Annotated in this window: 13 protein-coding genes and 1 riboswitch; of the genes, 12 read left to right on the top strand and 1 reads right to left on the bottom strand. The window is 40.3% G+C overall.

Going from position 1 to position 12780, the window contains the following annotated elements; translation table 11 throughout:
* Positions 1 to 3: 3 nt before the first annotated feature.
* From ACZ11_RS10415 to ACZ11_RS10395, 5 genes are read left to right on the top strand one after another with little or no spacing between them, the layout of a single operon-like run.
* Positions 4 to 612 (top strand): histidine phosphatase family protein, encoded by a 609-nt coding sequence (locus ACZ11_RS10415; protein ID WP_049665855.1) that lies wholly within the window; start codon positions 4 to 6, stop codon positions 610 to 612.
* An 11-nt stretch (positions 613 to 623) separates the two neighbouring features.
* Positions 624 to 1199, top strand: coding sequence for a bifunctional adenosylcobinamide kinase/adenosylcobinamide-phosphate guanylyltransferase (locus tag ACZ11_RS10410; RefSeq protein ID WP_049665854.1), 576 nt, complete (start codon positions 624 to 626; stop codon positions 1197 to 1199).
* Positions 1200 to 1238: 39 nt separating this feature from the next.
* Positions 1239 to 2015: an adenosylcobinamide-GDP ribazoletransferase gene (gene cobS, locus ACZ11_RS10405; RefSeq protein ID WP_049665851.1), complete on the top strand. Its 777-nt coding sequence runs from the start codon at positions 1239 to 1241 to the stop codon at positions 2013 to 2015.
* On the top strand, positions 1988 to 2587 hold the full coding sequence (locus ACZ11_RS10400; protein WP_049665850.1) for a histidine phosphatase family protein: 600 nt from the start codon (positions 1988 to 1990) through the stop codon (positions 2585 to 2587). The genes cobS and ACZ11_RS10400 overlap by 28 nt, the downstream gene beginning before the upstream one ends.
* Positions 2536 to 2928: a bifunctional adenosylcobinamide kinase/adenosylcobinamide-phosphate guanylyltransferase gene (locus ACZ11_RS10395; RefSeq protein ID WP_049665848.1), complete on the top strand. Its 393-nt coding sequence runs from the start codon at positions 2536 to 2538 to the stop codon at positions 2926 to 2928. The genes ACZ11_RS10400 and ACZ11_RS10395 overlap by 52 nt, the downstream gene beginning before the upstream one ends.
* A gap of 28 nt (positions 2929 to 2956) precedes the next feature.
* On the opposite strand, the gene ACZ11_RS10390 is transcribed toward ACZ11_RS10395, so the two are convergent.
* Positions 2957 to 3226 (bottom strand): hypothetical protein, encoded by a 270-nt coding sequence (locus ACZ11_RS10390; protein WP_134008605.1) that lies wholly within the window; start codon positions 3224 to 3226, stop codon positions 2957 to 2959.
* A gap of 235 nt (positions 3227 to 3461) precedes the next feature.
* Between ACZ11_RS10390 and ACZ11_RS10385 the strand changes: the two genes are divergently transcribed.
* The 7 genes from ACZ11_RS10385 to ACZ11_RS10355 all read left to right on the top strand — a co-directional run bounded on the left by ACZ11_RS10385 (position 3462) and on the right by ACZ11_RS10355 (position 12737).
* Positions 3462 to 3959, top strand: coding sequence for an ECF transporter S component (locus tag ACZ11_RS10385; protein ID WP_049665844.1), 498 nt, complete (start codon positions 3462 to 3464; stop codon positions 3957 to 3959).
* The gene (locus ACZ11_RS10380) at positions 3956 to 4639 is read left to right on the top strand and encodes a hypothetical protein (RefSeq protein ID WP_236690833.1); all 684 of its coding nucleotides are present in this window, start codon (positions 3956 to 3958) and stop codon (positions 4637 to 4639) included. Before ACZ11_RS10385 ends, ACZ11_RS10380 begins: the two co-directional genes overlap by 4 nt.
* A 110-nt stretch (positions 4640 to 4749) precedes the next feature.
* Positions 4750 to 4937, top strand: a riboswitch (cobalamin riboswitch).
* A gap of 160 nt (positions 4938 to 5097) precedes the next feature.
* Positions 5098 to 7311 carry a ribonucleoside-diphosphate reductase subunit alpha gene (locus ACZ11_RS10375; protein WP_049665842.1) on the top strand — a complete coding sequence of 738 codons (2214 nt, stop codon included), beginning with the start codon at positions 5098 to 5100 and terminating at the stop codon, positions 7309 to 7311.
* Positions 7312 to 7323: 12 nt separating this feature from the next.
* Positions 7324 to 8364 (top strand): ribonucleotide-diphosphate reductase subunit beta, encoded by a 1041-nt coding sequence (locus ACZ11_RS10370; protein ID WP_049665839.1) that lies wholly within the window; start codon positions 7324 to 7326, stop codon positions 8362 to 8364.
* Between the two features lie 290 nt (positions 8365 to 8654).
* Positions 8655 to 10385 (top strand): ABC transporter ATP-binding protein, encoded by a 1731-nt coding sequence (locus ACZ11_RS10365; RefSeq protein WP_049665838.1) that lies wholly within the window; start codon positions 8655 to 8657, stop codon positions 10383 to 10385.
* Positions 10385 to 12196, top strand: coding sequence for an ABC transporter ATP-binding protein (locus tag ACZ11_RS10360; protein WP_049665837.1), 1812 nt, complete (start codon positions 10385 to 10387; stop codon positions 12194 to 12196). The genes ACZ11_RS10365 and ACZ11_RS10360 overlap by 1 nt, the downstream gene beginning before the upstream one ends.
* Positions 12197 to 12317: 121 nt before the next feature.
* Positions 12318 to 12737, top strand: coding sequence for a DUF1801 domain-containing protein (locus tag ACZ11_RS10355; protein ID WP_049665835.1), 420 nt, complete (start codon positions 12318 to 12320; stop codon positions 12735 to 12737).
* The last annotated feature ends 43 nt before the right edge of the window (positions 12738 to 12780 follow it).

The following is a 12780-nucleotide window of genomic DNA, read 5'->3' as shown; positions in this document are numbered from 1 at the left end:
AAGTTGACAACTTTTTATTTAGTAAGGCATGGTGAAACGATGTGGAATAAAGAGCATCGGCTACAGGGATGGTTAGATTCATCATTATCCGAGAATGGTATTTTACATGCAGAAAAACTTCGTGATCATTTGCAAAATTTCTCTTTTACAGCGGCATATAGCAGTTCTAGTGGCCGTGCAAAGGAAACGTTGCATATTCTTTTAGGTGATCGTCAGCTTCCAATATTTTATGAGGATAATTTACGAGAGATTTTTTTAGGGGAATGGCAAGGGAAAACAGTCGAGGACATTATGACTACGCATCGCCTTGACTATGAATTATATACTGACTATCCTGGACAATTTGTCGCAAGCCATACAGAAAGCTTTGGTATGGTAACAGAACGAGCAATGTTTACGTTAAAAAAAATTGCAGAAAAATATCCCGAGGGCAATGTTTTAATTGTATCCCATGCTGTAGCGATTAAATGCGTCATTAATGCTATTTTAGGGCGTAGCATCAATCAGCTGTGGGCAGAACCATTTATTAATGGTACAAGTGTCACGATTATTGAACATGTCGGGCAGCAATGGCTCGTTAAAGATATCGGGAACATTCAACATTTACAATAGGAGGCGTAAGCATGCCACTGATTTTCATTACAGGGGGAGTACGCAGTGGTAAATCCCACTTTGCTGAAAAAGCGGCTGTTACTCACTATCAAACAGAGTTTACGCAAGCACAACGACTTATTTATATTGCTTCTGGAGTAGCGTTGGACCGTGAAATGGAGAAACGAATACTGCGCCATCAGGCAGATAGACAGGCACAAGATATTGAATGGCTGACTATAGAAGCACCTTATGACATCGCTGATACATTACATCAATTGACCGATGGAGATGTTGTGCTATGGGACTGTGTTACGACATGGCTGACAAATGCTTTTTACGAGGGTTTTGATATGGGAACTCCTTGTGTGGAACAACCCGGTTGTTTAGAGGAGAAGATAGATAGTTTAAAAAAGGTGGTAGAGACGTTACTTGAGAAAAGGGTGACGTTTTTTATCGTCTCAAACGAATTATTCGATGAGCCTCCATATTCTAGCGAGGAAGTTGAATTATACCGACAAATGCTTGGGGAATTACATCAATGGTTCGTATCTATAGCGGATGAGGCGTATGAAATAAATTATGGTGTTGTAAAGAAATGGAAATAATAAATGACATATTAAAAATTAAAAGAAGGTGGCAAGACGATGAAAAATTTCTGGCATAGCATACAACTTGCGTTTCAATTTTTTACAGTTTTGCCGGTACATAAAGAAATTCCTTTGTCGAAAGCAACTATTACAGGGATGTTCGCCTTTTTGCCATGGGTAGGGGCGCTCATGGGTACCGTAGTGGCAGCGGTGATCTATAGTTTAACTGAATGGACTGCTAGCAGTGAGGTCTTGCTTTCCTTTGTGATTATCGGATTGTTTGCTTTATTTACTGGTGGTTTACATTTAGACGGTTTTATTGATATGGGGGATGCTTATTTTTCGTATCGAGATCGAGAGAAGCGGCTTGAAATTTTAGATGATCCACGTGTTGGCGCATTTGGAGTGCTCTCAGTGTTATTTTTAGTGCTTGGCAAATTTGTGATACTGCATGAGCTATTCGTACAGCATAAGTTTGCACTATGGATGCCTGTGTTTATTCCGTTATTAACACGAGTTGGCATGAGCTTTTATTTTATGTCGCTCAAGTGCTCAAAGGAAAAGGGGCTAGCCTACTTTTTTAAAACACATATTAAGCCGGGATTACTTATCTGCTTTATGCTGTTAACACTAGTTATTGCATATAGCAGCTTGTTGTTTGTCATAGGCTTCTCAATTGTTCCATTAGTATTGATAGCGGTATTAGCGATTGCCTTTTTAGTCTTTCGGCAATTTACAGTGCGCAACTTTGGTGGCGTTTCTGGAGATTTACTTGGGGCTTCAATTGAAGGAATGGAGGTTGTACTGTGGGTGACGTTGTTATTGTGCGCTTAATGAGACATGCACCAACAAAGGAAAATTTGGAGAAGCGTTATATCGGCTGGACAGATTCTTCATTAGCCGATGCATCTTTGCTGACTATTGTAGATAAAAATGCCACGAAAGTGTATGGTAGCGATTTGCTGCGCTGTAGGGAAACAGCTGACCGTTATTTTCCGAATGCAACATACGTGTCTGATTGGAGATTTCGAGAGTCGAACTTCGGAGAATTTGAAGGGCACACATATGAGGGTTTAAAATCAGATAGTCGTTATTGTGCATGGTTAGATGATCCAATACAGTCACCACCTCCAAAGGGAGAAAGCTTTGATATCTTTTGTGCGCGTGTCATTGAAGGGTTCACGGCATTACCGAAAGACGAAGATGTTTATCATCTCGTTGTCCATGCTGGAGTGATTCGAGCACTTCTTGTAAAATTTGCACCAACTGAGCAAAATTTTTGGTCGTATCAAACACCGCATGATAAAATGTTTTCTTTAATGTTTACAAGAAAGGCTTGGGAGGAGGGAGCGAGATGCATGTCTTTATCGGAGGAGCCTATAGTGGAAAAACCGACTATGTCATGAAATTGCTTGCAGGACAAAAAGTTGAGCTAGTAGATGGCGAACTACCTGATGGCACTCCTACCTGTGATGTACTAGTTATTAAAAACATAGAGAAGTGGCTCGTGACACAAGATCTTGAGGATGATGAACCTCTTGTTAGAACCATTTTGACAAGACTAAAGACTCTTGAAGAAAATTGTGCCCTGTATATAATAGTGACCGATATGGGACGTGGAGTTGTGCCGATGGAAAAGCAGGCACGATTATTGCGTGATACATGTGGGCGTTTGTACCAGGCATTGTTTGCTGAAGCCGAACAAGTCGTACGCATTTGGTACGGTATCGGGGAACAAATCAAATGATATAGATTTGAAAAATTTAGAAGGCTTTTCATTCATAATGTAGGGGCTGATGATTGTTAAAATCTATGCTATGTATATTAGTTGATTGTAGTGGAGGCTGGGTGACTCCTTGGGGATCAGCGATAGAGGAACGAAGGCTAAAACCATCACGTCCTGTGATAACGCCTTCGTGACCAGCATCGTGCTGTTGCTGTCGCTTCGTTGCACTACGCTTTCGCACAGAATGAACCCCTTTTGCTACCGCTACGTTAGCACTTCGCTTTCGCGCAAAAAATACCTGTTGGCCTAAGCGGCTCATCGGACGCCCACAGGAAGCTCTGCTCTGCGCGAAAGCGAAGCGTCAGCGGCAAATGATTTATCTGTGCGAAAGCGAAGCGACAGCAACAAATGTTTTATCTGTGCGAAAGCGAAGCGTCAGCAACAAATGTTTTCTGTAGCGAAAGCAAAGCGACAGTTACAAAGCACCCAGCCGGAACGGAAATCAAAAACACGTTATAATGAATAGCCAAATATTAAAGAAAAGAGGAAATGGAATGGATCGACAAAGATTGATGAAGTTGACGCTCACTGCCATGGTAGCAGCAATTTGTGCTGTTGGTGCAGTCATTAAAATTCCAACACCATTTATTACAACTGCTGCGCTTGACTCTGCACCAGCATTTTTGAGCGTTGTCTTTTTATCACCAGTATTAGCTGGTGTTGCGGGAGTCATTGGGCATTTTATCTCAGCCTTAACTACTGGCTTTCCTTTTGGACCACTACATATAATTATCGCAGTGGAAATGTTTATCGTTGTATGGATCTTTGGGGTTATGCATAAAAAAGGAATGCATTTTTGGAAATGGCCTGTAGCCCTTATTTTAAATGGCGTTGTGGCACCTTTACCATTTTACTTTATCATTAGTCCGGCATTTTACTGGACGTCATTGACTAGTCTTCCATTGGCAACACTCATAAATCTAGTGATTGTTGCGGTTGTGATGCCGATTCTCTCTAAGGTGTTTGTGCGTAAGGAAGGTCGAGTACATTGAGAAATGCAATAAAAGTAGGTGAGCTCATTGCTACGACAGATAATGCCGCGGCAATTGGCGAAAAGCCACAAGATGTTGTGTCTGCTTCAGACAAACTTACAGCATATTTCACTGCACGTGTTACTTTTTTAGAGCAGCTTGCTGCAAATGCTTTACCAAGCCATATTTTACTAGCTAATTTTTCAGGGGATGCTGCATGGTCTAGTTATGTTGCTGGTGTTCAGCAGATTTTTAATGAAGCTGGACTAAGTTGTCCTCCAATAGACGGTAGCACAGAGTCCAATATGCAGACTTTACAATCAGGGTTGTCTATAACGATGCTTGGTGAGCAGCAAAAACGCACAGTAACTGAGCATGAACAGCTTAGTTGGTACACCTATGGACTACCGCTTGTAGGCAATGAAGTCCTTGCACAGCCTGAAGATGTTGCAAAGCTCCAGCCTATTTTTGAGGCGTGGAAAGCAGGAATAGTGCAGCAAGTATGGCCAGTTGGATCGAAAGGTCTACAAGCCGAATTTACTCGGCTTTTTGGCGAACAACAGGTCAAAAGTACATTAGATGTGGAAAAGACGGCTGGTCCATGTGCAGTAGTTTTACTAGGAATTCAGCCAGAAAAAGAGCAGATAGCACAAAAAAATTTTCCGAGAAATTTTGAAAAACTACGTAAAACTGCATTGTAATTGGGCTTGCTTCGAGAAAAAGTAGCACTTTACAACTTGCAAGGGGCAAAACGCCTATTGCAACAATAAACACAATATGTTAGATTTGTTTAGGAATCAAAACACAATATATAGTATTTTGGACAAGCGGTACCAATATGGTTTAAAAGGGAATTCGGAGAAAGAGTCATCTTAAGCCGAAGCTGTCCCCGCAACTGTAAATGCTGACAAATGATTAATAGACCACTGTGAAGAACGGGAAGGCTATCATTTGGAGGAAGCATGAGCCAGGAGACCTGCCGAGTTGTTCAAGACAGCAACACATTCTTCGGGGATTGAGAAGTGGAGGCGAAAGATTTGTCACTTCTTTGTGTGCATGTCCTTCATTTCCATTTCCGATTTTACAGCGATCACGTAACCGATAGATGTTGCGTGATCGCTTTTTGTGTTGCTGGAGAAGGAAAGGGAGAGAATGGTACATGACAATTCAAATCGAACAGCAAATTGCTAAGCTCAAAAAAAGTTACACGGAGGATGAACTCGAAAGTTTTGTAAGGTTATCGGATCGATGGCTACGAAAAAACGACAATGCCACATTTGAAGCATGGGCAGATGCGATGATTTTACAAACGCTTAGCTTAATTGATGAGGAGGAGCCATACTGGACATTTGTCGCAGCTCAAATTTATTTAGAAAAACTATATGACCAATTTGCAATGCGTCGTGAAGTTTCAGTGAAGGATGTTTATAAGGTTTTCCCAGAACATTTAGCACACTATACAGAAGCTGGATTGTATCATGAAAGTTTAACAACAAAATATAGTGAGCAGGAGCTTAAGGAACTTGCTTCTTATTTAGATCCAAGTCGAGATGAGTTGTTTACGTATATTGGCTTAAAAACATTAATGGACCGCTATGTAGTCCGTGATTACACGAAAATACCAGTGGAACTACCCCAGGAACGATGGATGGTCATTGCAATGACTCTGATGCAAGATGAAACAGAAAATCGTTTAGAAAAAGTACGTGAATCTTACTGGGCAATGAGTAATTTATATATGACTGTTGCCACACCAACATTATCAAATGCAGGTAAAACACATGGACAGCTATCTAGTTGCTTTATCGATACAGTAGATGATAGTTTACAAAGTATTTATGACACGAATACAGATGTCGCAACATTATCTAAGTATGGCGGCGGTATTGGTGTTTATATGGGCAAAATTCGTAGCCGAGGCTCATCTATTAAAGGATTTAAAGGTGCATCAAGTGGCGTTTTACCATGGATTAAACAGCTTAATAATACGGCGGTTTCAGTCGATCAGCTTGGGCAACGACAAGGAGCAATTGCTGTCTATCTTGATGTTTGGCATAAAGACGTCTTTACGTTTTTAGATTTACGCTTAAACAATGGGGATGAGCGTCTGCGTGCCCATGATATTTTCACAGGGCTGTGCTTACCTGATTTATTTATGGAAACTGTTGAGGCACGTGGGGAGTGGCATTTATTTGACCCGCATGAAGTGCGAGAGGTCATGGGCTACTCACTAGAGGATTTCTACGATGAGAAAAAGGGTGACGGTTCTTTCCGTACAAAATATGCGGAATGTATCGCGAATCCATTATTAAGTCGTGAAGTCGTACCAGCCATTGATATTATGAAGCGTATTATGCGCTCACAGCTTGAAACAGGCGTACCGTTTATGTTCTATCGAGATGAAGTAAATCGTATGAATCCGAATAAACATGAAGGAATGGTTTACAGCTCGAACCTGTGTACAGAAATTTTTCAAAATATGTCAGCAACTGAATTCGAATCTATTACCCTTGAAGATGATGTTATCGTAACACGTCGCAAACCTGGAGATTTCGTTGTATGTAACTTATCATCTATTAATTTAGGTAGAGCTGTACCGGCTGGTGTTCTAGAACGATTGATCCCAGTTCAAGTACGTATGCTAGATAACGTTATTGCTCTAAATACAATCCCAGTAAAACAAGCAGAGCGTACGAACTTACGCTACCGTGGTATTGGGCTTGGAACATTTGGCTGGCACCACTTATTAGCTTTGAAAGAGATTCAATGGGAGTCTGAGGAAGCTGTAGAATTTGCGGACAAGCTATACGAGGAAATTGCGTATTTAACGATTCGCGCTTCTAACGAATTGGCAAGTGAAAAAGGAGCCTACCCATTATTTGAAGGCTCAGATTGGCATACGGGTGCGTATTTTGACAAACGTGGCTACGACAGCAATAAATGGAATGCATTACGCGCCGCGGTTGCTGAAAAAGGTATGCGTAACGGCTATGTTATGGCGGTTGCACCGAACTCATCAACATCCATTTTAGCGGGCAGTACGGCTACGATTGATCCAATCTTCCAGAAGAGTTATTCAGAAGAGAAGAAGGATTACAAAATTCCAGTAACAGTACCAGATTTATCACCTGTGACGACTTGGTATTATAAATCTGCTTATTTCATCGATCAAAATTGGACAATCAAGCAAAATGCTGCACGAGCACGTCATATCGACCAAGGCATTTCACTTAATTTATACGTTCAAAATACGATTAAGGCAAAAGATTTACTAGCATTGCATATGAATGCTTGGGCGAGTGGTGTGAAAACAACATATTATGTGCGCTCAACGTCTGTAGAATTGCTAGAATGTGAGTCTTGCGCGAGCTAGGAGGAAGTATCAATGACAACTATTACAAAACGACAAATTATGGATAAGGAAGCACCGAACCGTTCAACAGGAATTGTCAACGGACGCTCTTCTAACATTTTAAACTGGGATGATGTGCGTTTTAGCTGGGCATATCCTAAGTATAAAAAAATGCTAGGTAACTTCTGGACACCATTTGAAATTAATATGAGCAATGATGTTAAGCAGTTTCCAGGGCTATCAGCGGATGAACAAGAATCCTTTTTAAAAATCATTGGCTTGCTGGCGCTATTAGACAGTGTGCAAACAGATTTTGCGGGGAAAGTAGCGGATTATTTAACGGACTCAAGCTTAAATGCATTAATGATTATTTTAGCGCAACAAGAGGTAATCCATAATCACTCTTATTCTTATGTGCTATCAAGTATTGTCAACAAAGACGAGCAGGATCGAACATTTGACTTTTGGCGTACAGAGCCGGTACTAGAGCGCCGTAATGATTTCGTTATTAAGGGCTACCAAGCATTTTCCGAGGAGTCAACTGTTGAAAATATGCTAGAAGCTATTGTCTATGATGTGATTTTAGAAGGATTATTCTTCTATTCTGGCTTCGCGTTCTTCTATCATTTAGCACGCAATCAAAAAATGGTCGCAACGTCAACGATGATAAATTATATTAATCGCGATGAGCAGCTACATGTCGATTTATTTATTAAGATTTATCAGGAGCTATTAGAGGAATATCCTGAATATGATACACCAGAGCGAGCAGCACGTGTCCAAGAGATCTTCCGTGAAGCCGTTCAGCTAGAAATCGATTGGGCCAATGAAGTGATTGGCAATAAAGTTGCTGGCCTCGATGTGGAAGATGTGCATGATTATGTTCATTTCTATGCCAATGTTCGCTGTAATCAGCTGGGTGTAGAGCGTCCATTTGAAGGCTATCGCAAAAATCCATTGAAATGGATTAAAGCATACGAAGATGTTGACTTAGGAAAAACAGATTTCTTTGAGCAACGTTCTCGCCAGTATGTGAAGGTTAATGTAGAAGATAACGGATTTGATGATTTGTAAGATGGAACCACGCGAGCGAAAAGCCTGCGTGGTTTTTTGGTTAATGAAAAAAAGTTAGCATTGACGAAGTGTATACTTTTGTATACACTTGTATGCGATGAGGGTGTACTACAAAACAAGAAAGAAGTTTTCGATATGCTGTACGCTGGATGAAAGAGCAGGATGGTTGTAGTAGGCGTAAATCATGCTATAACTATATCAAGATATTACGTGTCTCGAAAAACTTCGTCGCAATTGGGAATGATTTTCAGTTATAATAAAGAACGATTAAATGGAACGGAGACGAAAGAATGCAAGCAATTAAACAGTTAGGAGGGTATTTAGGGCCCTATAAATTTTTTACCTTGATAGCGCCATTATTAATGGTACTAGAGGTAACGATGGATTTACTGCAGCCGACTATTATGCAGCATATGATCGATACAGGTATTGCCAATGGTGACAATCCATATGTGCTGAAAATGTTCATCTGGATGCTGATAAGTGCGGTATTCGGACTTGTTGGTGGGATAGGTTGCTCCTATTATAGTTCAAAGGCAGCCATCCATTTTGCATCGGATGTTCGTCAGTCACTTTATGAAAAAATGATGACGTATTCGGCAAAGGAACGTGACGCTTTTACTACAGGGAAGCTTATTACGATTTTAACGAGTGATGTGGAAAGTGTTCAGCGTGCGTTTATGATGACATTGCGTATTTTTGTGCGTGGTCCACTATTATTTATTGGAGCGGTCATTATTGTTTTTGTGACAGCACGTGAGCTATTTTCCATACTTCTTATTATTGTACCGATATTGATTATTGCGATGTACTTTTTCACAAAGTACTCAGGTACGTTATACCGTAGAGTGCAGGAGGCAATTGATGGTGTTAATACGAAGCTTCAGGAGAATTTAGCGGGTATTCGTGTCGTTAAGGCGTTCCGTCGTGAAACGCAACAGATTGAACAATTTAGTGGGCTTAATGAGACGCTGACGAAGCGCTTTATTACAGCCGAGCAAATCGTTGGCGTGCTCGTGCCGTTTACGATGTTCGTTGTCAATCTAGGAATTGTAGCAGCACTTTGGCTTGGCGCTATTAAAGTAGAAGCCGGCACATTACAGGTTGGTGTAATCCTCGCGTTTATTAACTATTTAACGATTATATTAAATGGATTGATGAGTTCTAGCATGGTGCTAATGCAAATTGCACGTGCTATACCTTCAGGGGAGCGTATCGTAGACGTCTTAAATAAAGACGTAGCGGTCAAGGAAGCAGAAAATCCACTTACATCGCCAATTCAAGGGGCAATTGACTTCCAAAATGTGAGCTATCGTTATTATGAATCGGCTGAGGATGTTCTGAAAAATATTACATTTTCCGTAAAGCCGGGACAAACGGTAGGTCTAATCGGTAAGACGGGCAGTGGAAAATCAACGTTAGTGAAGCTATTACCACGTTTATTTGACCCAACGAGTGGAGAAATCCACTTGGATGGAAAGCCTCTAAAGGATTATGCATTCTCAACTTTACGTAAACATATCGGCTTTACCTCTCAAAAAGCATTACTGTTCTCAGGTGCGATTGACAATAATATCCGCTTAGGCAAGGAGGATGCTACATCCGAGGAATTAGAGCAAGCTCTAGATGCAGCATGTGCAACTGAATTTGTGGACCGACTGGATAAAGGCTTAACGCATGAACTTTCACAGGGGGCAACCAATCTCTCTGGTGGCCAAAAGCAGCGATTAGCGTTAACGCGTGCTCTCGTAAGACGGCCTGCCATTTTAGTGTTAGATGATACAACATCTGCTCTTGATAGCGCCTCTGAAAAACATGTCCAGGAAGCTATTAGCAATCAATATAATGATACAACGACGTTTATCGTAGCGTCTAAAATTGCTTCAATTCAACAGGCGGACCTGATTCTAGTATTAGAGGACGGCGAAATTGTAGGTCAAGGTACACATCAACAGTTATTGCATAATAATAAGCCTTACCAAGCAATTTACGCTTCCCAGCAAAAGGCTGGTGAACAATAATGAGTCAAAGTCAACCAAAGCAAATGAATTTTGGACGCGGACCACGTATGGCTGGACCAGCTGAAAAGGCTAAAAATCAAAAAGCAACGGTGTCTCGTGTGTGGCAATATGTGAAGCAGCAAAAAATAGGACTTTATTGCTCTATCTTTTTCGTAGTAGCTTCTACATTTTTAAGTTTAGCAGGACCGTATTTAATCGGACATATCGTTGATGAATACATTATGAAAAAGGACATTGCAGGTACTGTTCGTCTAGGTATTGTTCTAGCAGTTATCTATACAGTTGCGTCTGTTTTTACGTGGCTACAAACATATGTCATGATTCATGTAGCGATGAAAACAATTCGAACATTACGACTGGAACTGTTTAAAAAGCTACAAACGTTAACACTGAGATTTTTCGATCAGCGAGCACTCGGTGATTTAATGAGCCGTGTAACGAATGATATTGATAATTTAAATACCGCACTGGCACAAAGTGTGACACAAATCGTTTCGTCAGTTTTAACTGTAATTGGTGTTAGTATTGCTATGTTCTCACTTAGCTGGCAGTTAGCTATCGTTACGCTAATCATAATTCCTTTAATTGTTTATACGACGAAGCAAATTGTCAAACGAAGTAGTAAAAACTATGCGGCACGGCAACGTGATTTAGGGAAGCTTAACGGTTATATTGAAGAGATGATTACGGGGGCAGAGGTCGTGACTCTTTTTGGGACAGAACAACAAACGATTGAAACGTTCCATAAACAGAACGAAAATCTCCGTAACTCGGCACAGCGAGCAGAAATTACTTCAGGTCTACTTGGTCCAATTAATAACTTTATGAATAACTTAGGTTTAGCTGTTGTTATTGGCACAGGCGCATTTTTATCAGTCAAAGGCATCGTTTCAGTTGGGGTTATCGCCGCATTTGTCACGTATACACGTCAATTTTTCCGTCCGCTGAATCAGCTATCTAACCTTTTGAATACATTCCAGTCAGCGATTGCTGGGGCTGAACGAGTTTTCGAAATTTTAGATGAATCTTCTGAAGTAGCTGATAAAAAGCAAGCCATTGATTGTCAAAGTTTAAAAGGGGACGTAGCATTTCAACATGTATCCTTCAGCTATTTGCCAGAGAAGCCAGTACTGAAAAATATTAGCTTCCATGCTAAAGCGGGAGAAACCATTGCACTTGTCGGTCCAACTGGATCAGGGAAAACAACGATTATCAATTTGTTAACTCGTTTTTATGATGTTGATTCGGGTAAAATTATAATTGATGGTCATAATATCGAGGATTACAAAATGGCAACGATCCGTCAAAGAGTAGGTGTCGTACTACAGGATACGTATTTATTTTCCGGAACGATTCGTGAAAATATTCGTTTTGGTAAACTTGATGCAACTGATGAAGAGGTAGAAGAAGCGGCAAAAATCGCGAATGCCCATAACTTTATTAAATATTTACCAGCACAATATGATACGCCTGTACAGCCAGGTGGGGCAAACTTAAGTCAAGGTCAACGTCAATTATTAGCTATTGCTCGCGAAATTTTAGAAAATCCAGATATTTTAATTTTAGATGAAGCTACATCTAGTGTGGATACGCAAACAGAGGTTGATATTCAAAAAGGTCTACAGCATTTAATGCAGGGACGCACAAGCTTTGTCATTGCACATCGCTTAAAAACAATCGAAAATGCTGACCAAATTCTTGTTATTCAACAAGGCGAAATTGTTGAGCAGGGCAATCACCAGCAGCTCATGCAAAAACAAGGTATTTATAGTAATCTCCAGCAAAAACTTTTACTTGAGCAAGTGGAATAACATAAATCAGGCTGTCTATTAAAGTAAAAACTTAATAGACAGCTTTTGTTTTTCTATTGTGGAAGCCCTTTGGAAATGTTATGATGCATCAAAATTCAACTTTAGAAAGTGAGGTAAAAAAATGTACGAATTAAAAACAAAAGAAACTGACGAGAGTGTCATTGAATTTATTGAAAATGTGGATAATCCAAAAAAGCGAGAAGATGCTTACCGACTATTGGACATTTTTGCTGAAGTAACAGGATATGAAGCAAAAATGTGGGGGCCTAGTATTATAGGATTTGGCACATATCATTACAAATATAAGACCGGACATGAAGGCGACGCACCTTTAGTTGGATATTCTCCTCGAAAAGCTAAAATCAGTTTATATTTTGCCCCAGGTGACAGCGAGCGAGACAACTTATTAAAGGATTTTGGCAAACATACAACGGGAAAAGCTTGTGTTTATATCAATAAACTAGCGGATATTGATGTGGAAATATTAAAGTCACTCATCCAACGATCTGTATCTTTTTTACAAGAGACGTATCCCGATTAATAATTTTCTAGGTCAAGGGCTGTCTAAGTGGAGTAAAACACTT

The organism is Lysinibacillus xylanilyticus, from assembly GCF_001183605.1.
Taxonomy (GTDB): domain Bacteria; phylum Bacillota; class Bacilli; order Bacillales_A; family Planococcaceae; genus Lysinibacillus; species Lysinibacillus xylanilyticus.
Note: the sequence above shows the minus strand (reverse complement) of the source record. Positions and strands in the feature narration are given on the sequence as shown.